17 protein-coding genes are annotated in these 22,108 nt (G+C 61.6%); 6 read left to right on the top strand and 11 right to left on the bottom strand.

The genetic code is table 11. From position 1 onward, the window contains the following. Nucleotides 1-92 precede the first annotated feature (92 nt). The 3 genes from CAF63_RS22045 to CAF63_RS22035 all read left to right on the top strand — a co-directional run bounded on the left by CAF63_RS22045 (nt 93) and on the right by CAF63_RS22035 (nt 6,301). Entirely contained in the window at nt 93-1,193 is a 1,101-nt protein-coding gene (locus CAF63_RS22045) for an efflux RND transporter periplasmic adaptor subunit (protein ID WP_085688775.1), read from the top strand. A 6-nt stretch (nt 1,194-1,199) separates the two neighbouring features. Further along, on the top strand, nt 1,200-4,268 hold the full coding sequence (locus CAF63_RS22040; RefSeq protein ID WP_085688771.1) for an efflux RND transporter permease subunit: 3,069 nt from the start codon (nt 1,200-1,202) through the stop codon (nt 4,266-4,268). 638 nt (nt 4,269-4,906) lie between these two features. Further along, nucleotides 4,907-6,301, top strand: coding sequence for a Fic family protein (locus CAF63_RS22035; RefSeq protein WP_085688768.1), 1,395 nt, complete (start codon nt 4,907-4,909; stop codon nt 6,299-6,301). Here the strand turns inward: CAF63_RS22035 and CAF63_RS22030 are convergent. Genes CAF63_RS22030 through plsB form a run of 3 tightly spaced genes read right to left on the bottom strand, consistent with a single transcriptional unit; the run spans nt 6,298 to nt 9,966 of the window. Next, nucleotides 6,298-6,987 carry a DUF4197 domain-containing protein gene (locus tag CAF63_RS22030; RefSeq protein ID WP_085688765.1) on the bottom strand — a complete coding sequence of 230 codons (690 nt, stop codon included), beginning with the start codon at nt 6,985-6,987 and terminating at the stop codon, nt 6,298-6,300. The two genes, CAF63_RS22035 and CAF63_RS22030, sit on opposite strands and share 4 nt — an antisense overlap. 25 nt (nt 6,988-7,012) lie before the next feature. Further along, complete coding sequence (locus tag CAF63_RS22025) at nt 7,013-7,411, bottom strand: YbaY family lipoprotein (RefSeq protein ID WP_085688762.1); 399 nt, start codon at nt 7,409-7,411, stop codon at nt 7,013-7,015. Between the two features lie 50 nt (nt 7,412-7,461). Next, nucleotides 7,462-9,966, bottom strand: coding sequence for a glycerol-3-phosphate 1-O-acyltransferase PlsB (gene plsB, locus CAF63_RS22020; RefSeq protein ID WP_085688759.1), 2,505 nt, complete (start codon nt 9,964-9,966; stop codon nt 7,462-7,464). Between the two features lie 237 nt (nt 9,967-10,203). On the opposite strand from plsB, the gene CAF63_RS22015 reads away from it, so the two are divergent. Beyond that, entirely contained in the window at nt 10,204-10,413 is a 210-nt protein-coding gene (locus CAF63_RS22015) for a cold shock domain-containing protein (RefSeq protein ID WP_007954750.1), read from the top strand. Nucleotides 10,414-10,537: 124 nt separating this feature from the next. Here the strand turns inward: CAF63_RS22015 and CAF63_RS22010 are convergent, their stop codons facing one another. From CAF63_RS22010 to CAF63_RS21995, 4 genes are all read right to left on the bottom strand, one after another. Beyond that, a complete protein-coding gene (locus CAF63_RS22010) occupies nt 10,538-10,915 on the bottom strand; it encodes a hypothetical protein (protein ID WP_039769649.1) in 378 nt (125 codons plus the stop codon). Between the two features lie 75 nt (nt 10,916-10,990). Beyond that, complete coding sequence (locus CAF63_RS22005) at nt 10,991-11,800, bottom strand: putative RNA methyltransferase (protein WP_085688756.1); 810 nt, start codon at nt 11,798-11,800, stop codon at nt 10,991-10,993. Then, nucleotides 11,800-12,951 carry a succinyl-diaminopimelate desuccinylase gene (dapE, locus tag CAF63_RS22000; protein ID WP_085688753.1) on the bottom strand — a complete coding sequence of 384 codons (1,152 nt, stop codon included), beginning with the start codon at nt 12,949-12,951 and terminating at the stop codon, nt 11,800-11,802. The genes CAF63_RS22005 and dapE overlap by 1 nt, the downstream gene beginning before the upstream one ends. A 218-nt stretch (nt 12,952-13,169) precedes the next feature. Beyond that, nucleotides 13,170-15,761, bottom strand: a complete 2,592-nt coding sequence (locus CAF63_RS21995; RefSeq protein WP_085688750.1) for a glycosyltransferase — start codon at nt 15,759-15,761, stop codon at nt 13,170-13,172. Nucleotides 15,762-16,035: 274 nt separating this feature from the next. On the opposite strand from CAF63_RS21995, the gene tcdA reads away from it, so the two are divergent. Beyond that, nucleotides 16,036-16,854, top strand: coding sequence for a tRNA cyclic N6-threonylcarbamoyladenosine(37) synthase TcdA (tcdA, locus tag CAF63_RS21990; RefSeq protein WP_039769652.1), 819 nt, complete (start codon nt 16,036-16,038; stop codon nt 16,852-16,854). Between the two features lie 135 nt (nt 16,855-16,989). Here tcdA and CAF63_RS21985 read toward each other — a convergent pair whose 3' ends face one another. The 4 genes from CAF63_RS21985 to CAF63_RS21970 form a co-directional block, all read right to left on the bottom strand. After that, nucleotides 16,990-17,397, bottom strand: a complete 408-nt coding sequence (locus tag CAF63_RS21985) for a SufE family protein (RefSeq protein WP_085688747.1) — start codon at nt 17,395-17,397, stop codon at nt 16,990-16,992. Beyond that, nucleotides 17,394-18,599 (bottom strand): aminotransferase class V-fold PLP-dependent enzyme, encoded by a 1,206-nt coding sequence (locus tag CAF63_RS21980; protein ID WP_085688744.1) that lies wholly within the window; start codon nt 18,597-18,599, stop codon nt 17,394-17,396. The genes CAF63_RS21985 and CAF63_RS21980 overlap by 4 nt, the downstream gene beginning before the upstream one ends. Nucleotides 18,600-18,747: 148 nt before the next feature. Then, a complete protein-coding gene (gene dapD, locus CAF63_RS21975) occupies nt 18,748-19,782 on the bottom strand; it encodes a 2,3,4,5-tetrahydropyridine-2,6-dicarboxylate N-succinyltransferase (protein ID WP_007954762.1) in 1,035 nt (344 codons plus the stop codon). Between the two features lie 31 nt (nt 19,783-19,813). Then, nucleotides 19,814-20,176, bottom strand: a complete 363-nt coding sequence (locus tag CAF63_RS21970; protein WP_003222107.1) for an ArsC family reductase — start codon at nt 20,174-20,176, stop codon at nt 19,814-19,816. A gap of 293 nt (nt 20,177-20,469) precedes the next feature. Between CAF63_RS21970 and CAF63_RS21965 the strand changes: the two genes are divergently transcribed. Further along, complete coding sequence (locus tag CAF63_RS21965; protein ID WP_085688742.1) at nt 20,470-22,101, top strand: Na+/H+ antiporter; 1,632 nt, start codon at nt 20,470-20,472, stop codon at nt 22,099-22,101. Nucleotides 22,102-22,108: the final 7 nt, after the last annotated feature.

Below are 22,108 nucleotides of genomic sequence, written 5' to 3'. Positions count from 1 at the left end.
TTCGCTTTTAATACTGGACTGGTGAGTTTGCTATTAATAACATACCGGCCAGTATAATTATTCCAAGCCTCCTTAGCGAAAGGTCCTTCACCATGTTCCGCCATGCGTTGTCCTTTGCGGTGCCAGTCAGTCTGGCGTTTTTATTGTCGGCGTGTGGCAAGGAAGAGGTGACGCAAGTCAGCGTGCGACCGGCCATGGTGGTGCAGCCAGAGCCTTCGGCGCAGGCGATGGAAAGTTATCCGGGCGAGGTTCGCGCCCGCTACGAACCCGATCTTGCGTTCCGCATCGGCGGCAAAGTCAGCCGACGACTGGTCGAGGAAGGCCAGCGCGTGAAGGCCGATCAACCGCTCGCCGAACTCGATCCGCAGGATGTACGCCTGCAACTGGAGGCCACCCGGGCCCAGGTCGCGGCCGCCGAAGCCAACCTGAACCTGGTGCGCGCCGAGCGGGACCGCTACAAGACCCTGATGGAACGGCAGATGGTCAGCCGCTCGGCCTACGACAATGCCGAGAACCTTTATCGCTCCGGCGAAGCCCGCCTCAAACAGATCAAAGCCGAATTCAACGTCTCGACCAATCAGGCCAGTTACGCCGTGCTGCGCGCGCCGCAGGATGGCGTGGTGGCCAAGCGTTCGGTGGAAGTCGGGCAAGTGGTCGCCGCCGGGCAGACCGTTTTCACCCTCGCCACTGATGGCGAACGGGAAGTGCTGATCAGCCTGCCGGAGCAGAGCTTCGGCCGCTTCAAGGTCGGCCAGCCGGTTTCGGTGGAACTGTGGACGCAGCAGAACCAGCGCTTCGCCGGGCAGATCCGCGAGCTGTCGCCGGCCGCCGATCCAAAATCCCGCACCTTCGCTGCACGCATTTCATTCACCTCCGGCAAGGTCCCGGCAGAACTGGGCCAGAGCGCCCGGGTCTTCGTGCAGACCGCCGATGTCATCCCGCTGTCGGTGCCGCTCTCGGCGCTGACCGCCGAAAACGGCGCGACCTACGTCTGGGTCGTCAGCGCCAACAACACCCTGAAAAAGACCCCGGTGCGCACCGGCCCGTTCGGTGAGAAAACCGTGCCGGTGCTCGAAGGCCTGAGCGCCAGCGACTGGGTGGTCGCCGCTGGCGTCCATGTGCTGCTGGAAGGGCAGCAGGTGCGTCCGGTGGATCGCTCCAACCGCGTGGTCAATCTGGCGGACAAGGAGTAATCCCCGATGGGTTTCAATCTTTCCGCCTGGGCGTTGCGCAATCGTCAGATCGTACTGTTCCTGATGCTTTTGCTGGCGATCGTCGGCGCCTTGTCCTACACCAAGCTCGGCCAGAGTGAAGATCCGCCGTTCACCTTCAAGGCCATGGTGATCCAGACCCGTTGGCCGGGCGCCACGGCCCAGGAAGTCTCGCGTCAGGTCACCGAACGCATCGAAAAGAAACTGATGGAAACCGGCGAGTACGAGCGGATTGTTTCGTTCTCGCGCCCCGGTGAATCCCAGGTCACGTTCATCGCCCGCGACTCCATGCATTCAGTGGAAATTCCGGAGCTCTGGTATCAGGTGCGCAAGAAGGTCAACGACATCCGCCAGACCTTGCCACCCGGCATTCAAGGGCCGTTTTTCAACGATGAGTTCGGCACCACCTTCGGCAATATCTACGCGCTGACCGGTGACGGTTTCGACTACGCGGTGTTAAAGGATTACGCCGATCGCATCCAGATCCAGCTGCAACGGGTCAAGGATGTGGGCAAGGTCGATCTGCTCGGTTTGCAGGACGAGAAGATCTGGGTCGAGCTGTCCAACGTCAAACTCGCCACCCTCGGATTGCCATTGGCGGCGGTTCAGCAGGCGCTGGAGGAACAGAACGCGGTGTCCACTGCCGGCTTCTTCGAAACCGGCAGCGAGCGATTGCAGCTACGGGTTTCGGGGAATTTTCAGACAGTCGACGAGATCAAGAACTTCCCGATCCGGGTTGGTGATCGTACGTTCCGCATCTCCGATGTCGCCGACGTGCGGCGCGGTTTCAACGATCCTCCGGCCCCGCGCATGCGCTTTATGGGCGAAGACGCCATCGGTCTTGCGGTGGCGATGAAGGACGGCGGCGACATTCTGGTGCTGGGCAAGGCTCTGGAAATCGAATTCGCCCGGATCCAGAAAAATCTGCCGGCCGGCATGCAGTTGCGCAAGGTCTCCGACCAGCCCGCCGCCGTGAAAACCGGTGTCGGCGAGTTCGTCCAGGTGCTGGTCGAAGCGCTGGCCATCGTGCTGCTGGTGAGCTTCTTCTCCCTCGGCGTGCGCACCGGCATGGTGGTGGCGCTGACCATTCCGCTGGTGCTGGCGATGACCTTCGCCTGCATGTATTACCTCGGGATCGGCCTGCACAAGATTTCCCTCGGCGCGCTGGTGCTGGCGCTGGGCTTGCTGGTGGACGACGCGATCATCGCCGTGGAAATGATGGCGATCAAAATGGAGCAGGGTTTCGACCGGATCAAGGCTGCCAGTTATGCCTGGACCAGCACCGCGTTCCCGATGCTCACCGGTACGCTGATCACCGCCGCAGGCTTTCTGCCGATTGCCACGGCGCAGTCCGGCACCGGCGAATACACCCGCTCGATCTTCCAGGTGGTAACCATCGCCTTGCTCGCATCCTGGGTGGCTGCCGTGGTGTTCGTGCCGTATCTGGGGGAAAAATTCCTGCCGGATCTGGCGAAGATTCACGCAGCCAAACACGGTACGGCTGATGGTCAGACCGACCCCTACGGCACGCCGTTCTACCAACGGGTACGGCGTTTGGTGGAGTGGTGCGTGCGTCGGCGCAAAACCGTGATCGTGCTCACCGTGCTGCTGTTCGTGGCGTCGGTGGCGTTGTTCCGGTTCGTGCCTCAGCAGTTTTTCCCGGCGTCCGGGCGACTGGAGTTGATGGTCGATCTGAAGCTTGCCGAAGGCGCCTCGCTGGCCAACACCACGGGCGAGGTCAAGCGGCTGGAAGCGATGCTCAAGGTTCACGCCGGCATCGACAACTATGTCGCTTACGTCGGCACCGGTTCGCCACGTTTCTACCTGCCGCTGGATCAACAACTGCCGGCCGCAAGCTTCGCCCAGTTTGTCGTGCTGGCGAAAACCATCAAGGAACGCGAAGCGCTGCGCACGTGGCTGATCGACACCTTGAACGAGCAGTTCCCGTCCCTGCGCTCGCGAGTCACGCGCCTGGAAAACGGTCCTCCGGTTGGCTATCCGGTGCAGTTCCGCGTCACTGGCGAGCACATCGAGGAAGTCCGGGCTCTGGCGCGCAAGGTCGCGGCCAAGGTGCGCGAGAATCCGCATGTGGTGAACGTGCACCTGGACTGGGAAGAGCCGAGCAAGGTCGTGTACCTGAACATCGATCAGGATCGCGCCCGAGCCTTGGGTGTAAGTACGGCGAATCTGGCGAAATTCCTCCAGAGTTCGCTGACCGGCTCCAGTGTCAGCCAGTACCGCGAGGACAACGAGTTGATCGAAATCCTTCTGCGCGGCACCGTGCACGAGCGCACCGAGCTGTCGTTGCTGCCGAGTCTGGCGGTGCCGACCGATAACGGTCGCAGCGTCGCGCTGTCGCAGATTGCCACGCTGGAATATGGCTTCGAGGAAGGCATCATCTGGCACCGCAATCGTCTGCCGAACGTGACCGTGCGCGCAGACATCTATGGCAAGGAGCAACCGGCGACGCTGGTGAAGCAGATCATGCCGACGCTTGATCCGATCCGTGCCGAATTGCCGGACGGCTATCTGCTGGATGTCGGCGGAACGGTGGAGGATTCGGAGCGTGGGCAGAAGTCGGTGAATGCCGGGGTGCCGATGTTCATTGTCGTGGTGCTGACGTTGCTGATGGTGCAGCTGCGCAGTTTCTCACGCACGGCGATGGTGTTTCTGACAGCGCCTTTGGGGTTGATCGGGGTGACGCTGTTTCTGCTGGTGTTCCGTCAGCCGTTCGGGTTTGTGGCGATGCTCGGGACGATCGCGCTGTCGGGGATGATCATGCGTAACTCGGTGATTCTGGTGGATCAGATCGAGCAGGACATCGCCGCCGGGCTCAAGCCGTGGCAGGCGATTATCGAGGCGACCGTGCGGCGGTTCCGGCCGATTGTGTTGACGGCTTTGGCGGCGGTGTTGGCGATGATTCCGCTTTCTCGCAGTGTGTTTTTTGGGCCGATGGCGGTGGCGATCATGGGGGGGTTGATTGTTGCTACTGCTTTGACGCTTTTGTTTTTGCCGGCGTTGTATGCGGCTTGGTTCAGGGTTCGCAAGGAGTCTTGATTTGGTTTGGTGAGCTTGGCGGCCTTTGGGCCGACCAGGCTCTTGGGGTTTTGGGTGAATATCCGTTTCTGCGGGTGTTGCCGCTGGCGGTTCCGCTCTTACAGCGGCTCACTTTTGCAAACGCCCAAAAGTAAGCAAAACGCTGGGCCCCGGCGTTCGGCCCCTCGCTGGGGCTCGGGGTTCCTTCGTTCCGGGATTCATCCGGGGGCATCGCCTACGGTTTGCTTCGCTGCACCTCCTCTCGATGCATGCGGCTGCGCCGCACGGTCGCTGCGCTCCCACCCCCGGATAAATCCCTCCACTCAGCCGGCCGAAGGGGCCGGCACGTCAAAAGCGTTACTCGAGCTAACGCTCATTGTGTTGAGTGGTTAGAAGCGAAGCGCATCGGAGTGTGGGGTTTTGCGCTTTTCTGTGGGGCTTGCTCGCGAAGGCGGACCGTCTGCCGACCATACTCTATCGGTTGGACTCAATCTTGTCGGAGCTGGCCTGCAAGCGATGGCAGCCTGACAGCTGAGCAAAACAATGGTGTAGGACTCTGTGTCGCCTCCTACAAGTTTTTCAGACGCCTCCGATATTGAGTCGCTGTGTTGGCGGTGCTGTACTCGAGGCTGTTTTTCAGCCTTGGTTGAGCAGCGTTGATGAAGAAACCGCCGGTATTGAAAGGTCGGGCCGATCCGGTCTTTGAGTTGTTGATGCGACCGCCTCACAAGCAGCGTCTGGCGGATTATCTTGCGCTGCTCAAGCCGCTGGATGATCAGGGACGGTATCTGCCTTTTGAGGATTTGCGGTATCGCTGGGCCAGCGGGCTGGATTCGCGTTTGTGTTGGGCGCTGGTCAAGAAGGCGCGGGCCGCTCAGTACATTCATCTTCTGCCTCTGGGGGAGCCGGCGCAGTGGGGGAAGTTTGTGCCGACGCCCACCGCGCAGAAGGCCCTTTCAGTGGTTGATCGGCAAACCACGACGGCATCGCTGGAATACATGACCAGCCAGATAGGCGAGCGGGCGCATTTCAGTTATTTGCTCAACGATCTGATCGAGGATGAGGCGATCAGCAGCAGTCAGCTTGAGGGCGCCGTGACCACCACTCGTGTTGCCAAGGACATGCTCAAGCAACGGCGTCAGCCGCGGACGCCGGATGAGCGGATGGTCATGGGTAATTACCGGATGATGAATTTCGCCTGGGAAAAACGTTACGAACCTTTGAGCGTGGAGTTGATTGCGTCGATGCATCGGGTCGGTGTCGAGGGTATTGATGACGAGCAGTACGACCCCGGGCTTTTCAGGACGAACGATGAAGTGGTGGTGCAGGACGGCGAAGGGAATACCGTGCACTCGCCACCGCCTGCGGTCGGATTGGTGAGGCGACTGGATTTGCTCTCGCAGTGGATCAATCAACCACAGGGCTCACCTCGACAAAAAAACTACCTGCATCCGCTGATCAAGGCGATCACGCTGCACTTTGCCCTGGGCTATGAACATCCCTTTCGCGATGGCAACGGGCGGGTCGCCAGGGCGCTGTTTTACTGGTTCATGTTCAAGCACGAGTTTTCGGCGTTTCGCTATATCGCGATCAGTCTTTTACTGCGCAACGCGCCGGTAAAGTACGGGCGGTCGTATTTGCACAGCGAGGCTGATGAGCTCGACCTGACGTACTTCATCGAGTTTCAGTGTTCGGTGATTTTGCGGGCGGTAGAGGGTTTTACCGATGTGTACCGCAAGAGCGTGGCGTACAGCGAAGGCTTCGAACGCTGGCTGACCTGTTCGGGCTTTTTTGATCGGCTGACAGAGCGACAGCGGTCGATTTATCAGGTGGCCAGAAGTGGGGTGGCGAAGGAGTTCACGGCGGGGAACGTCAAGGAGCACCTTGGTTGTGCCTACAACACAGCGGTGTCGGCGTTGAGCGGGTTGGTTGAGCTGCAGGTTTTCGAGAAGAAGAAAATGGGGCGCGAGTGGGTGTACTTTTTACGTGTATCTGCTGGTGGCGGATTGATCAACGGGAGTGAGACAGCTCACTCCCGTGTGGTGCCGGTTTAGAGGGTACCGAACACTTTTTTCGCCAGACTCGTCGCCGCAGCGGCCGGGTTCTTGCGGATGGTTTCTTCCTGTTTTCCGATCATCTCGAACAGGCCGTTCAGCGCTTGTTCGGTCACGTAGCTTTCGATGTTGGCGCTTTTCGCATCGACCACGCCGAAGGTCGCGGCCTGGCCGGCGAAGGCGTTGTATTTCTGGGCTACGCCGACTTTGTCGGTCGCCTGTTTGACGATGGGCAGGAACTTGGTGCGGATCTGTTCGCGGCTGGATTTGTCCAGGTATCGGGTGGCGGAGTCGTTGCCGCCGCTGAGGATGCCTTTGGCGTCTTCCACGCTCATTTTCTTCACGGCGTCGACGAGGATCGGCTGGGCCTGGGTGACGGCGGTTTCCGCGGCCTTGTTCATGGCGGTTTCGAGTTCGTCGACCTGGGCACCCATGCCGAAGGCTTTCATCTTGCCGGCGACTTTGCCGAGTTTGCCCGGCAGTTCGATTTTCACGTCCGGGTTGTTGCTGAAGCCGCCCGGAGTACCGAGTTGTTTGACGGCCAGTTGCGCGCCCTGGGTCAGGGCATCCTTGAGACCGCCGGTGGCGTCGCCTTGCGACAGGTCGCTGAGGGACAGGGCCAGTGCGCTGGCGGAGATCATCAGGCCCGCGCAAAGGCCGGCGAAGCGAAGGGTAGGACGGAGCATGAAAGCTTCCTTGTATGAAAGCACGTTAACGGGCCGAGTCGACGCGGATCTTCAGCGGCTGCGGATCCTTGCCATCGAGCTGCACGGCATGGTTTTCAGTGGTTATGAACATCAGCTCGCCGTTGACTTCAATGCGTGCGCTGACCGAGTAGCGGTGGCCGGGTTTGATCTGGGCCGGATCGTAGCTCAAGTGGAACGGCAGCGGCACCTGGCCTTTGACCGGGCCTTTCTGCTCATCGAGTACGATGGCTGGCGCGTCGGCCAGCGAAACGTCTTGCAGGCTCACGCTCAAGGTCGCACTGGGCGGCAGGGCGATCCGTTGCAGGTAGAACACTTCGCCGTCGAGGCTGACCTTGCCGGCCGGAGAGGTCGACTGGCAGGCGCTGAGCAGGGTGGCGGCGGCCAGCAGAGAAAGTTTTTTCATCGCAGATCTCCGTATCGACGGCGCCAGAACAAGCCGGCGCCTGTAGGAATTTAGTCGTTTTGCACAGCGGGGGCGACCTGATCGGCCGCATCTTCGCTGCGATGCAGTGCCACCTGACGGATCGACAAGCGAATCTCCGCCGGCAACACCCGTTTGGCCGCGCCTTCGGCCAGTTCGCCGAGCAGTTCGTGGTAGCTCAACTTGCCGGCTTCGTCGCGACGCAGTACGTCGAGGTCGAGCAGGGTCTGGATGAAGTGGCGGAACAGGCTCTTGTCGAAGAATTCCGGTGCATTCAAGCCATGCAGAATCGACAGGCGCTGGGCCATGACCGTGCACAGATCCTCCAGCTCTTCGGCGCTGATGGTGTTCTGGCCTGCGTTGAGCAGCAACGACACGGTCATGTAGAAGCGTTGGAGGGTCTGGGCGATGCTCTTCGACAGCAGGGTCAGCAGCACGAAATGCCGCGAGCTCGGCGCCGGGCGCAGGTACACGTCTTTCTCGAAGCGCAGCAGGCCTTGTTCGACGAAAGCCTCCAGCCACTGATCGATCACCGCATCCAGTTCGTCCAGGCTCCAGCGGATGAACAGCTCCGCTTGCAGATACGGATACAGCGCGCGGGTGTAGCGCAGGATTTGCTCGCGGCTCATGCGCGAGGTGCTCTGGAAGAAGCTCGCCAGCAGCGCCGGCAGGGCGAAGATATGCAGCACGTTGTTGCGGTAGTAGGTCATCAGGACGGCGTTCTGCTCGTCCAGATAGAGAATCTTGCCCAGCGCATCGTTTTGCTCGGACAGCAGATCCATGTCTTTGACGTGTTCGATCAATGCCCGGCCATCACCCTCCGGCAGGGTGGTGTGCGGCGAGTACGGCACCTTGCGCAACAGAGCCAGATACAGATCCAGCACCCGCGCCATAGCGCGATCGTCCAGTGCCAGTCGGGTGGTCGACAGAAGGGCCAGCGCCACAAGGTTGACCGGGTTGATCGCCGCCGCTTCGTTCAGGTGCTGCGCGACTTTCTCGCCGAGACGGTTGGTGGTTTCGTTGAGCCAGGCCGGTTTGTACTGCGGGCCGAGTTCCTGCTGACGCCAGCCCGGTTGTTCGCTGTCGAGGAATTCCGCGAGCTTGATCGGTTCGCCGAAGTTCACCGCCACCTGGCCGAAGCGCTGCTTGAGCGCGCCGATGACTTTGAAGATGTCGAAGATCGATTCTTTCTTCTTGCTCGCGCCACGCAGCTCGCCGAGGTAGGTCCGCCCTTCGAGCACGCGCTCGTATCCGATGTACACCGGCACGAACACGATCGGCATCCGCGACGAACGCAGGAAGCTGCGCATCGTGATCGCCAGCATCCCGGTTTTCGGTTGCAGCATGCGGCCGGTACGCGAGCGACCGCCCTCGACGAAGTATTCGACCGGGAAGCCTTTGGTGAACAGGGTGTGCAGGTATTCGTTGAACACCGAGGTGTACAGCGGATTGCCCTTGAACGTGCGGCGCATGAAGAACGCACCGCCTCGGCGCAGCAGGCTACCGATCACCGGCATGTTGAGGTTGATGCCGGCGGCGATGTGCGGCGGGGTCAGGCCGTTGCGGAACAACAAGTACGACAGCAGCAAGTAGTCGATGTGGCTGCGGTGGCACGGCACGTAGATCACTTCGTGACCCTGGGCGACCTTCTGCACGCCTTCGATGTGGTTGACCTTGATCCCGTCGTAGATCTTGTTCCAGAACCAGCTCAGCACCACTTCCAGAAAACGGATCGCAGTGTAGGTGTAGTCCGAGGCAATCTCGTTGCCGTAGCGCAGGGCCTGGGCCTTGGCTTTTTCCGGCGAGATGTTTTCGCGCTCGGCTTCGTCGAGGATCGCCTGCCTGACCAACGGCTGGTTGAGCAGGCCTTTGACCAGGTTACGGCGGTGGGAAATGTCCGGGCCGATCACCGCAGCTTTCAGGTTGCGGAAGTGTACCCGCAGGATCCGCTGGGCCATGCGCACGGTGCGTTCGTGGCCCTTGTTGTGTTCGATCAGTTCGCGCAGGTGGATCGGCGCCGAGAACTGCACGCGGGTCTTGCGCCCCAGAATCATGATGCTCAGCAGCCGACGCAGGCGTCCGGTGACGGCCCAGCTGTCGGCAAACAGCAGTTTCCACGGGCTGTTTTCGCTGTCCGGCGACTGGCCCCAGAACACGCTGACCGGAATGATCTGCGCGTCTTCGGCGGCGTTCTGGCTCAGAGCGCTGACCAGTCGGGTCAGGGTCGGCGGTGCGCCGCGCTTGTCCTGGCGGCCGAGCCAGTCCGGGTCAGGCGTCAGGTAGAAGAACGCCGCCGGCTCGATCAGCGAACCTACGGACACCGGCAGCACCGGGCGCGGCAGGCCGGCCTTGGTGCACTCGGTGTCGACCACCGCCAGATCAGTCAGCGATGGATTTTGCAGGACGTAGAACACCGGACGACTGCGGTCGAGGTTGAGGGTGAACGACGACTGGTTGATCGTCTCGGAGCGAACCCAGAGATACAACAGTCGGCGCAAGGTGCCAAACACAAGACGGCGGAACGGGGAACGGGTCATACGGCTTCTGCGTGAGTGGATAAACCGAGCGTTTGCTCGGGCGGTCGACAGTTTGCCGTATTGGGCGAAAATCGGCAAAAAAGCGGCGAAGTAATCTCCTGTTGAGAGTTTTGCCGCCTGTCATATACTCGGCGGTCTGTCGCCGGGGCCCTCTTATGGACGTCGGACGCAGGCTGACGTTCCGCAAAGGCTTTCCTGCGAAAAGCCTGTTCAATAATAAAAAAGGAGTATGGACAGATGGCAACACGTGAAACCGGCAACGTGAAGTGGTTCAACGACGCCAAAGGCTACGGCTTCATTCAGCGCGAAGACGGGGTGGACGTGTTCGTGCACTACCGCGCGATTCGCGGCGAAGGCCACCGTTCGCTGACCGAGGGTCAGCAGGTTGAATACGCGGTGGTGGAAGGGCAGAAGGGGTTGCAGGCTGAAGACGTTGTAGGCCTGTAATGATCGTTCCCACGCTCTGCGTGGGAATGCCTCAATGGACGCTCTGCGTCCGCTTTGGGACGCGGAGCGTCCCGGGCTGCATTCCCACGCGGAGCGTGGGAACGATCAAGCTCGAAGCTAATTTTTACGCAGTTTTCCAGGTGATCTCTTCTTCACCATCGGCGCTGATCCGGATCCAGCGATCCGCCGTTTCCTCACCTTCTTCCTCGACCCACGTCCCCGGCGCGCAGCGCACCTCAACGTTCAGCGCGGCAAAGGCGGCGCGGGCGCAGGCGATGTCGTCGTCCCATGGGGTCGCATCGCTTTCCAGATACAGGCTGTTCCACTTGCCCACGGCTTTCGGCAGCCAGGTCACCGGGATGTTGCCGGCCTTGCACTTGTAAGTCTGGCCTTTCTGTACCCAGTCGCTGCACGGGCCGAGAGCGGCGCCCAGCCAGGCGGAAATGGCCTTGTGGTCGACGTCGGCGTCTTTCAGGTAAATCTCGATGTCCGGTTGGCGCATGGATATCCTCACTGCGGGTCTGAAAAATCCATTCGCGGATTTAGCCGGCCCCGGGTCGTTGCCCGAGACCAAAAGTTATTGAAGAACGAAATAATCGTAGCGCATCGAGACCGTGGTCACGAACGGCTCGGGCTGTTCGATCACCGCCGCGCGGCGCTCGGCACTGGCGCGCCAGCCGTGGGGTGTCATCGCCAGCAGGTTGGCGCGATCCTCGGGCTTGTCCAGCGTCAGTTTGAATTCCAGGGTTTCACTGTGCGCCAGCGCCATGCCTTGCGGCACCAGGGCCAGGTGCTTGTCGTCGGTGTACTCGCGTACTTCGTCGTACAGGCGTTTGCGCAGTTCCATCAGATGGCCGCTGGTCGGTCCGACTTTCATCAGGCCGCCGCCAACGCTGAGCAGGCGCTTGGCTTCCTCCCAGTCCAGCGGACTGAAAACGCTGGCCAGAAACTGGCAGCTGCCGGAGGCCAGTGGCACTCGGGCCATGCTGGCGATCAACCAGGTCAGCGCCGGATTGCGTTTGCAGGCGCGTTTGACCGCTTCCTTCGAGATATCCAGTGCGTAGCCATCGGCGTCCGGCAAAGCCTCGGCGATCTGCGCGGTGTAGTAACCCTCGCCACAACCGATATCGACCCAGCGGGCAGGCGCATAACCCGCCGCCAGTTCCGCCAGACGCTTGGCCACCGGCGCGTAATGCCCGGCGTTCAGAAAGTCGCGGCGGGCCTCGACCATCGCCTGATTGTCGCCGGGATCGCGGCTGTTCTTGTGCTGCACCGGCAGCAGGTTCAGGTAACCCTGACGCGCACGGTCGAAGCGGTGGCCGGCGGGGCAGGCGACACCGTTGTCCACCGCGTTCAGCGGTTCACTGCAGATCGGGCACGCGAGCATCAGGCGAGCAACTTGATCAGGGTCTGGTAGTAGATCTCGGTCAGCACGTCGAGATCGGCCGCCAGCACGCGCTCGTTGACCTGGTGGATGGTCGCGTTGACCGGGCCCAGTTCAACAACCTGGGTGCCCATGGTCGCGATGAAACGACCGTCGGAGGTGCCGCCGCTGGTGGACGCCTTGGTCTCGCGGCCAGTGATGTCCTTGATGCTCGACGACACCGCATCGAGCAGCGCACCCGGCTCGGTGAGGAATGGCAGACCGGACAGCGCCCAGTCGATGTGCCAGTCCAGGCCGTGCTTGTCGAGGATGTCGGCGACGCGTTTCTGCAGGCCTTCGACCGTCGATTCGGTGGAGAAACGGAAGTTGAACACCGCCACCAGATCGCCCGGAATCACGTTGGTCGCGCCGGTGCCGGAGTTGACGTTGGAAATCTGGAAGCTGGTCGGCGGGAAGAAGTCGTTACCGTGATCCCAATGCTCGGCTGCCAGCTCGGCCAGAGCCGGGGCCGCGAGGTGGATCGGGTTCTTCGCCAGATGCGGATAGGCCACGTGGCCCTGCACGCCGCGCACGGTCAGCTTGGCACCGAGGGAGCCGCGACGACCGTTCTTCACCACGTCGCCCACCAAAGTGGTGCTCGACGGTTCGCCGACGATGCACCAGTCCAGACGCTCGTTGCGGGCTGCCAGACGCTCGACCACAGCCTTGGTGCCGTGATGCGCCGGGCCTTCTTCGTCGCTGGTGATCAGGAACGCAACCTTGCCCTTGTGATCCGGATAGTCGGCGACAAAGCGCTCGGCGGCGACGGTCATCGAAGCCAGGCTGCCTTTCATGTCCGCCGCGCCACGGCCGCAGAGCATGCCGTGTTCGTCGATCACTGCATTGAACGGGTCGATCTGCCAGGCGGTCACCGGACCGGTCGGCACCACGTCGGTGTGACCGGCGAAGCACAGCACCGGGCCGTCGCCTTTGCCGTGGGTCGCCCAGAAGTTATCCACATCTTCGATGCGCATCGGCTCCAGGGTGAAACCGGCATCGCCCAGGCGCTGCATCATCTGCTTCTGGCAATCGGCGTCGACCGGCGTCACGGACGGACGGCGGATCAGGTCGATGGCGAGTTGGAGGGTCGGCGAAAGGTCGGCGTGGGCCGTCATGGAAAACTCCGGATGCTTGAAATTGGGCAAGGGCCAATGTGGGAGCGAGCTTGCTCGCGAATGCGGTGTATCAGGCAACATAAGGGTTGAATGTTACAAAGCCTTCGCGAGCAAGCTCGCTCCCACAGGGTTAGATATCACGCCAAGCCCCGCAAAATGGCGGTTATCTTAAAGCAAAACGGCGACCATTGGCCGCCGTTTAGTGCATCCGCAAGGATTTAGACCACCGGTGCCGGTTCAGGCGCAGCCGCAGGTTTCGGCAGCGACGACAGGAACGCCATGATCAGCGCCGCCACGTACGGCAGCGACTGCACCAGCAGCATCGCCACCCAGAAACGCATGTCATTGCTCGGAATGCCTTGCACCAGGTAAATCCCCAGCGCCGCGCCCCACAACAGCAGCATGATGAACAGCTCTTCCCGGGCCTCGGAAATCGCCACCCAGAAGCCATGGTTGTCGGCGTTTTTCGGGGTGCGGAAGAACGGAATGCTGCTGGTGAAGAAGCCATACAGCACCGCTTTGGCGATGGTGTGCGACAACGCCAGGCCGGCCAGTGCCGCGCAGAACGCATCCTTGAGGTTCACGCCCACGGCGCGACGGTAGAGGAAGATGATCTTGCCGACCTTGAACACGAACAGCGCCAGCGGCGGGATCGCGAAAATCAGCAGCGGCGGGTCGACCCGTTGCGGCACGATGATCATCGCCGCCGACCACAACAGCGCGCCGACAGTGAAGAAAATGTTCATGCCGTCCGCCACCCACGGCAGCCAGCCCGCGAGGAAGTGGTAACGCTGGCCGCGAGTCAGCTCGGTGTCCTTGCCGCGCAGCAGGCTGCGGGTGTGGCGTTTGATGATCTGGATCGCGCCGTAGGCCCAGCGGAAACGCTGCTTCTTGAAGTCGATGAAGGTGTCCGGCATCAGACCCTTGCCGTAACTGTCGTGGTAGTACGCCGCCGACAGGCCTTTCTCGAATACCCGTAGACCGAGCTCGGCGTCTTCACAGATGCACCAGTCGGCCCAGCCCAGTTCCTCCAGAACCGAGCGTCGGGTCATGGTCATGGTGCCGTGCTGGATGATCGCGTCGCGGTCGTTGCGGGTGACCATGCCGATGTGGAAGAAGCCTTTGTATTCGGCGTAGCAGAGCTTCTTGAAGGTGCTTTCGTTCTGGTCGCGATAGTCCTGCGGCGACTGCACCACGGCGATTTTCGGGTCGGCGAAGTGCGGCACCATGTGCTTGAGCCAGTTCGGGTGCACGCAGTAGTCCGAGTCGATCACCGCGATCACTTCGGCGTCCTTGGCGGTGTGCGGGATCAGGTAGTTCAGCGCACCGCCCTTGAAACCGGCCAGGGGCGAGACGTGGAAGAACTTGAAGCGCGGGCCGAGGGTTTCGCAGTAGTCGCGCACCGGTTCCCAGACCGCCGGGTCTTTGGTGTTGTTGTCGATGATCAGGACTTCGAAGTCCGGATAGTCGAGGTTGGCCAGGGCGTTGAGGGTCTGTTTGACCATCTCCGGCGGCTCGTTGTAGCAGGGCACGTGGATCGAGACTTTCGGGCGGTAGTCCGAATCGCCGACCACCGGCAGGAATTCACGGCGACGCTTGTGAATCCACACCGCTTCGGCCAGTTCGTGGGCCTCGGTCAGCAACACGATGAACACCCCGAGCGCACCGAGCGCCAGCAGGAAACCCACCGTCAGGCTGAACCACGTGCTGTATTGCTGGCTGTAGTCGTAGCCGATCCACACCAGCACCGAACCGCAGAGGAACGCGATAAAGGTCAGGAAGGTACGGCCGCGCTGACGCAGGGCCGAGCCGTCGATCATCAGCAGCGTCAGCGACAACAGCGCCAGCACCACCGAACCGATGGCCAGCACGCGCCATTGCGGGATCGCCACCACCGGGCCTTCGAAGTTGAATTTCTGCTGGCGCGCGGCGTTGAACACGCCCCAGTAAGCGCCGACCGAACCTTCGTCACTCGCCTTCCACGGCTGGTCGAACGCTTCGATCACGAAGTAGTTGAAGCCCTGGCGGTTGAGTTTGTTGACCAGCGTGCGCAGGTAGATCGCCTGATCCGCCGGCGACGCATCGGCGCCACCGCGCATGCGGCCGTTGCTCGGCCAGCCCACTTCGGACAGCAGCAGCGGTTTTTTCGGGAACATCTTTTTCAGGTCGCGGGCGCGGTCGAAAACGAACTGCCCGGCCTTGTCCACCGGAATGAATTCCCAGTAAGGCAGAACGTGCGCGGCGATCAGGTCGACGTGCTTGGCCAGTTCCGGGTGCTCTTCCCAGACGTGCCATTGTTCGGACGTGGTCACCGGCACTTTCACGGCCGCGCGCACCCGGTCGAGCAGTACGCTGAGTTCTTGGGCGGTGATTTCCTTGCGGAAGATCGCCTCGTTGCCGACCACTACGCGAACCACGCTGCGTGAGGTATTGGCCAGTTCGATGGCGCGAGTGATTTCCCGCTCGTTGCGTTCCTGGTCGGGGCTGATCCAGATCCCCAGGGTCACGCGCAGACCGAATTCTTCCGCCAGTTTCGGGATGTCCTGCAGGGAACCGTCGACCGAGTAGATACGGATGTTGTCCGTCAGCTTGCTCATGATCTCCAGGTCGCGGCGCATTTCATCGTCGGACGGATACTGATCCTTCTGTGGGAACTGTCCCTGCTGGAACGGTGAATAGGAGAAACCGGAGATCTGCTCCGGCCAGTTCGGCGCGGAGACGGGGCGGTTGATCAACGCCCAGAAACCGGTGAACAGGGCGGCGATTGCCAGAACCACCACCAAGTTGAGTCCAAATTTACGCGATGACATAGCTGTGTCGGGTTCCAAAGGCTGTGGAACGAAGGGTCGGCTGGTTGACGCCAAGAGGGCGCGCATCCTACACCGGCAGTTCGCCGAGTCCTACAAGAGACAGGGAAATGCCGGACGTTTGGCAATCCAACCTGACTTAAGTTCTTTCGTTTCAGCGTGTAAGACAAATCTTTGTTATGTGCAGCTTTAATTAAAGCAGGCGCGTTCGCCGTTCATAGCGCAAAGATGCTCTTGGTCGCCGACGGCCCTATAATGCGCGCCGGTTTTCAGGGTAATGGTCATGAGTACAGAAGATCCGCGGTTTGCAGGCATCGCCCGTTTGTATGGCATCGAGGGCCTCGAGCGTCTGCGTGCAGCCCACGTGGCGATTGTCGGCGTTGGCGGCGTCGGTTCCTGGGCGGCGGAAGCCATGGCCCGTTGCGGGGTGGGCGAGATTTCGCTGTTCGACCTCGATGACGTCTGCGTCAGCAACGCCAACCGCCAGCTGCACGCGCTCGATAGCACCGTCGGCAAGCCCAAGGTCGAAGTGATGGCCGAGCGTCTGCGCGGGATCAATCCGGACTGCAAGGTGCACGCCGTGGCGGATTTCGTCACCCGCGACACCATGGCCGAATACATCACGCCGAACATCGACTGCGTGATCGACTGCATCGACGCCGTCAACGCGAAGGCCGCGCTGATTGCCTGGTGCAAGCGCCGCAAGATCCAGATCATCACCACCGGCGGTGCCGGCGGGCAGATCGACCCGACGCTGATTCAGGTCTGCGACCTCAACCGGACCTTCAACGATCCGCTGGCCTCGAAAGTGCGCTCGACGTTGCGCCGCGACTACGGCTTCTCGCGCACCGTGACCCGTCACTACAGCGTGCCGTGCGTGTTCTCCACCGAACAACTGCGCTATCCGAAACCGGACGGCAGCATTTGCCTGCAGAAGAGTTTTGTCGGCGACGGCGTCAAGCTGGACTGCGCCGGCGGGTTTGGTGCGGTGATGATGGTGACGGCGACATTCGGCATGGTCGCGGCGACCAAGGCTGTGGACAAGATTGTGGCGGGCGTTCGGCGCCCGGCGGATCGGGTCAAGCCTCAGGCCTGACCAGTGACCGATCGTTCCCACGCTCCGCGTGGGAATGCAGCCCGGGACGCTCTGCGTCCCAAATCAAGAGCCGAACGCGGAGCGTCCGTTGAGGCATTCCCACGCAGACGGTTCGACGCCTCGACGTGGGAACGATCAGTCAGGGGCGAGTTCACGCATCCGCTGCAATACGGCATTCAGTCCATTGCTGCGCGAAGGCGACAACTGCCGCGACAGCCCAAGCTGATTAAACCAGTCCGGGAGATCAACCAACTGCAACTCGCCGGCGGTCAAACCGTTGACCCGCAGCAACAACAACGCCACCAACCCGCGAATCATCCGCGCATCGCTGCTGGCCGCGAACTGCCAGTGGCCGTCGCGCAACTCGCCAACCAGCCACACCTGACTTTCACAGCCGTGCACCCGATTGGCCTCGCACTTGTCTGCATCACTCAACGGCGGCAGGCGATCACCAAACTGCATCAACAGCCGCGCCCGCTGTTCCCACCCAGCAGCGTTCTGAAACGTTTGCAGTGCCTCGGCGGCCTCGACCGGCAGACTCATCGCAACAACTCCAGCGCCTGATCCAGCGCTTCAAAGAACCGCTCCAGATCTTCGGAGTCGTTGTACAGCGCCAGCGATACACGAATCGCCCCGGCCAGTTCAAAGCGCTTGAGCAGCGGCATCGCGCAATGATGCCCGGCACGCACGGCGATGCCCTGTTCGGTCAGCAAGTGCGCCAGGTCGGCGTTGTGCACGCCTTCGACGACAAAACTGGCCAGCGCCAGCTGCGGCTTGCCCAACAGACGAATGCCATTGCGGGCGGCGAGGCCGCGCAACAGGTAATCGTGCAGCGCGGCTTCGTGGGCGGACACCGCGTCCTGATCCAGACCCGCGAGGTAGTCGAGAGTCGCACCAAGTCCGATCACACTGGCAATCGGCGGCGTTCCGGCTTCGAAACCCAGTGGCGCCGGGCGGAAACGCGCGTCGTGATAATTGGCTTCCAGTACCATTTCGCCACCGAACTGCCACGGGCGCAGTTGTTCGAGCGCTGCGTTGCGCCCGAACAGCACGCCAAGGCCATCGGGGCCGTACAGCTTGTGGCTGGAAAACACGTAGAAGTCGCAACCGAGCGCCTGCACGTCATGCCGGCCATGAACCACGCCTTGAGCACCATCGACCACGGTCAGCGCGTTGTGCGCCTTGGCCTTCGCCAACAATGCCGGCAACGGTTGCCAGGCACCGAGTACGTTGGATAACTGACTGACCGCCAGCAAGCGGGTGCGCGGGCCGATCAGCTGAACGGCGGCGGCGAGATCGATCACGCCGTCCTTGTCCAGCGGCAGGATCACCAGCTTCAGGTCGCGACGTTGGGCCAGTTGCTGCCACGGCAGCAGGTTGGCGTGATGCTCCAGGGCGCTGATGACAATTTCGTCGCCCGGATGGAAAAGATGTTCCAGGCCATAGGCCAGGAGATTCAGCGCACTGGTGGCACCGTGGGTGAAGATGATCTGCCCGCTGTCACCGGCATTCAGCCACTGGGCGACCTTCAGGCGGCTGTCCTCGAACGCCTGCGTAGCGTGGGCGCCGGGCAGATGCTGGGCGCGATGCACGTTGGCTGCGCCATTGGCGTAGTAATGCGCCAGTGCGTCGAGCAGGGCCTGGGGTTTTTGCGTGGTGGCGGCGTTGTCCAGGTAAGTCTGGTCTTGCCGTTGCAGGGCGGCGATGGCCGGGAAATCGGCGCGCCAGGGGGAGGGAATCATCATCTGTTCAGCCCTGTGAACTTGGGCGGATATACACCGAACCTTGTGGGAGCGGGCTTGCTCGCGAATGCGTCGTGTCAGTCGAAATCAAGGGTGATTGACACACCGTCTTCGCGAGCAAGCCCGCTCCCACAGAAGGTCACAGCGGCGCTTAGTTGTGAGCGTGCAGCGCTTCGTTCAGTTCGATCGCCGATTTATGGGTCTTGCATTCCACAGCGCCGGTTTCCGAATTGCGACGGAACAGCAGGTCGGTCTGACCAGCCAGCTCACGAGCCTTGACCACTTTGACCAGATTGTTGTGTTCGTCCAGCAGCGCGACTTTAGTGCCGGCGGTCACGTACAGGCCCGACTCGACGGTGTTGCGGTCGCCCAACGGGATACCGATACCGGCGTTGGCGCCGATCAGGCAGCCTTCGCCGACCTTGATCACGATGTTGCCGCCGCCCGACAGGGTGCCCATGGTCGAGCAGCCGCCGCCCAGGTCCGAACCCTTGCCGACGAATACGCCAGCGGAGACGCGGCCTTCGATCATGCCCGGGCCTTCGGTGCCGGCGTTGAAGTTGATGAAGCCTTCGTGCATCACGGTGGTGCCTTCGCCCACGTAAGCGCCCAGGCGCAGACGCGCGGCGTCAGCGATACGCACGCCGGCCGGTACCACGTAGTCGGTCATTTTCGGGAATTTGTCCACCGAGAACACTTCCAGCAGCTCGCCGCGCAGACGGGCTTCGAGTTGCAGCTCGGCCAGTTCGCTCAGGTCGATCGCGCCCTGGCTGGTCCAGGCAACGTTCGGCAGCAGCGGGAAGATCCCGGCCAGGCTTACGCCGTGCGGCTTGACCAGACGATGGGACAGCAGGTGCAGCTTCAGGTAAGCCTCAGGGGTGGAAGTCAGCTGAGCGTCTTCGGCCAGCAGGGTCGCGACCAGCGGCTTGTGGCTTTCAGCCAGACGGGTCAGCAACTTGCCTTGTACCGCGTCGATGCCTTTCACGGCTTCAGCCAGTTGGGCGGCTTGTGCGGTGGTGAAGGTGATGGCCTGGTTGCCTTCGGTGTAGCCGAGGATCGGTGCAACAGCGGCGACCAGCTCAGCCGAAGGATTCAACAGCGGCTGGGCGTAGAACACTTCCAGCCACGCGCCTTGACGGTTCTGGGTGCCGACGCCGAAGGCAATACTGAACAGGGAGTTGGACATGTGAATACCTCTGCAAAAAGTGACGGGCTGCTTACTTGAGCGCGGCCGCGTAGATATCTGGCTTGAAGCCAATCAGGGTTCGGTCACCGAGATCGAGCACGGGGCGCTTGATCATCGAGGGTTGAGCGAGCATCAGTTCGATGGCTTTCGACTGGTCGAGATCGGCTTTGCGTTCGTCGTCGAGTTTGCGAAAGGTCGTGCCTGCGCGGTTCAACACCGTTTGCCAGCCATGTTCGTCACACCATTGGGTCAGGTGTTCACGGTCAATGCCGGCGGTCTTGTAATCGTGGAAGTCATAGCTGACAGCGTGTTCATCGAGCCAGGTGCGCGCCTTTTTCATGGTGTCGCAGGCTTTGATGCCGAAAAGGTGCAACGTTTTGCTTGAAACGGTCAAGGAATTGCCCCCTTTACAGGTGCTGGAAAAAAATGGTGTCGGATTATGCCATGACCAAACCGTTTCGGGCGCCCGGCTTCATTTGGCAATGCAAAACCCTGTGGGAGCGAGCTTGCTGGCGAAGGGGCCGTGTCAGTCAAAATCTCTGTTTATGACACACCGTAATTCGCGAGCAAGCTCGCTCCCACATTGGAATGTCGTTGTGGGGTTGCGACATAGGTGCAACGGTCACGCACAGCCTAAGCGGCTAATATGGCAGTTCAACGCTGTCGATTGTCCGGGATTTCCGCTTTATGCAAACTGCTTATACCGTCCTGATCTTGCTGATGCTGGTCAGTGTCTCGCGCCTGGTGGGACGGGTGATTCCGCTGCCGCTGCCACTGGTGCAGATCGCCGCCGGCGCCTTGCTGGCCTGGCCGACCCTCGGCCTGCACGTGGCCCTCGATCCCGAACTGTTCCTGTTTCTGTTCCTGCCGCCGCTGCTGTTTTCCGATGGCTGGCGCATGCCCAAGCGTGAACTGTGGCGCTTGCGCGGCCCAGTACTCACGCTGGCGGTCGGGTTGGTGCTGTTTACCGTGGTCGGGGCCGGTTACTTCATTCACTGGTTGCTGCCGACGATTCCGTTGCCGGTGGCCTTCGCGCTGGCGGCGGTGCTGTCGCCGACCGACGCCGTGGCGGTCTCGGCCATCGCGCAAAACCGTTTGCCGACGCCGCTGATGCATATGTTGCAAGGCGAGGCGCTGATGAACGATGCGTCGGGTCTGGTGACGTTCAAGTTCGCGCTGGTCGCGGCGGTGACCGGTGCATTCTCCCTGGCCAATGCCAGCCTGACCTTCGTGCTGGTCGCGGTCGGCGGGCTGGCGGTCGGCGTGGCGCTGAGCTGGCTGGTTGGCCGGTTGCGCGCCTGGATGATCGCACGGGGCTGGGACGATCCAGCAACGCACGTGGTGTTCATGTTGCTGCTGCCATTCGCCGCTTACGTGCTGGCCGAACGGCTTGGCGCGTCAGGCATTCTTTCGGCAGTGGCGGCGGGGATGATGCAGAGCTGGCTCGATCTGCTGCCGCGCCAGACCAGCACCCGGTTGCTCAACCGCAGCGTCTGGTCGTTGCTGGAGTTTGCTTTCAACGGTTTGATCTTTCTGCTGCTCGGCCTGCAATTGCCGGACATCATTAAAGCGGTGGTCAGCCACGAGACGTCATTGTGGCCGACCCTGTTCTATCGCTGTCTCGATGTGGTGGCGATTTTCCTGGCGCTGGTGTTGTTGCGCTTCATCTGGGTGCAGAGCATTTGGCGTCTGTCGGTGTTGCTGCGCCGTTTGCGCGGCAAGGGTGATCTGACGCAAGTGCCGACCACCCGTTCCTGCTGGCTGCTGACCGTCGGCGGCGTGCGCGGTGCGGTGACCCTGGCGGGCGTGATGTCGGTGCCGATGCTGATGGGCAGCGAGGCGTTCCCCGAGCGCGATCTGCTGATCTTCATCGCCGCCGGGGTGATTCTTTTATCGCTGGTGGCGGCCTGTATTGCGCTGCCTTTGCTGTTGCGCGGCATCGAAAAGAGCCCGGACGACAAGCGCCGCCAGGAAGTGCGAGACGCCTGGCGCAAGACGGCGGAAGCGGCGATCCATGCGCTGGAGACCGAGGAGGTCAACCCGCAGGACGCCGCGCAAGCCGCGCTGGCAGCGGAGCTCAAGGCGCGGATCATGTCCGAATACCGCCATCAACTGGAAGTCTTCAATGACTCGGCCGAAGCCCAGGCGCTGGCGTTCCAGATGGATCTGCTGGAGCGCCGCCTGCGACTCAAGGCACTGCGCGCGCAACGCCTTGAGTTGTACAGCCTCAGCCGTCAGCACCAGATCGGTGATGACGTGCTGAGGGAAGTTTTGGGTGAACTCGACTTGAGTGAGGCCAACTTGGGACAGGTCAAATAGGCAAAGC

Origin of the sequence: Pseudomonas sp. B20(2017) (genome assembly GCF_002113125.1) — a bacterium.
Classification (GTDB): domain Bacteria; phylum Pseudomonadota; class Gammaproteobacteria; order Pseudomonadales; family Pseudomonadaceae; genus Aquipseudomonas.
Note: the sequence above shows the minus strand (reverse complement) of the source record. Positions and strands in the feature narration are given on the sequence as shown.

Excerpts from the sequence above, each read along its gene's own strand:
- CAF63_RS22045 (WP_085688775.1), top strand. The coding sequence starts at position 93 with ATGTTCCGCCATGCGTTGTCCTTTGCGGTGCCAGTCAGTCTGGCGTTT.
- CAF63_RS22040 (WP_085688771.1), top strand. The coding sequence starts at position 1,200 with ATGGGTTTCAATCTTTCCGCCTGGGCGTTGCGCAATCGTCAGATCGTA.
- CAF63_RS22035 (WP_085688768.1), top strand. The coding sequence starts at position 4,907 with ATGAAGAAACCGCCGGTATTGAAAGGTCGGGCCGATCCGGTCTTTGAG.
- CAF63_RS22030 (WP_085688765.1), bottom strand. The coding sequence starts at position 6,987 with ATGCTCCGTCCTACCCTTCGCTTCGCCGGCCTTTGCGCGGGCCTGATG.
- CAF63_RS22025 (WP_085688762.1), bottom strand. The coding sequence starts at position 7,411 with ATGAAAAAACTTTCTCTGCTGGCCGCCGCCACCCTGCTCAGCGCCTGC.
- plsB (WP_085688759.1), bottom strand. The coding sequence starts at position 9,966 with ATGACCCGTTCCCCGTTCCGCCGTCTTGTGTTTGGCACCTTGCGCCGA.
- CAF63_RS22015 (WP_007954750.1), top strand. The coding sequence starts at position 10,204 with ATGGCAACACGTGAAACCGGCAACGTGAAGTGGTTCAACGACGCCAAA.
- CAF63_RS22010 (WP_039769649.1), bottom strand. The coding sequence starts at position 10,915 with ATGCGCCAACCGGACATCGAGATTTACCTGAAAGACGCCGACGTCGAC.
- CAF63_RS22005 (WP_085688756.1), bottom strand. The coding sequence starts at position 11,800 with ATGCTCGCGTGCCCGATCTGCAGTGAACCGCTGAACGCGGTGGACAAC.
- dapE (WP_085688753.1), bottom strand. The coding sequence starts at position 12,951 with ATGACGGCCCACGCCGACCTTTCGCCGACCCTCCAACTCGCCATCGAC.
- CAF63_RS21995 (WP_085688750.1), bottom strand. The coding sequence starts at position 15,761 with ATGTCATCGCGTAAATTTGGACTCAACTTGGTGGTGGTTCTGGCAATC.
- tcdA (WP_039769652.1), top strand. The coding sequence starts at position 16,036 with ATGGTCATGAGTACAGAAGATCCGCGGTTTGCAGGCATCGCCCGTTTG.
- CAF63_RS21985 (WP_085688747.1), bottom strand. The coding sequence starts at position 17,397 with ATGAGTCTGCCGGTCGAGGCCGCCGAGGCACTGCAAACGTTTCAGAAC.
- CAF63_RS21980 (WP_085688744.1), bottom strand. The coding sequence starts at position 18,599 with ATGATGATTCCCTCCCCCTGGCGCGCCGATTTCCCGGCCATCGCCGCC.
- dapD (WP_007954762.1), bottom strand. The coding sequence starts at position 19,782 with ATGTCCAACTCCCTGTTCAGTATTGCCTTCGGCGTCGGCACCCAGAAC.
- CAF63_RS21965 (WP_085688742.1), top strand. The coding sequence starts at position 20,470 with ATGCAAACTGCTTATACCGTCCTGATCTTGCTGATGCTGGTCAGTGTC.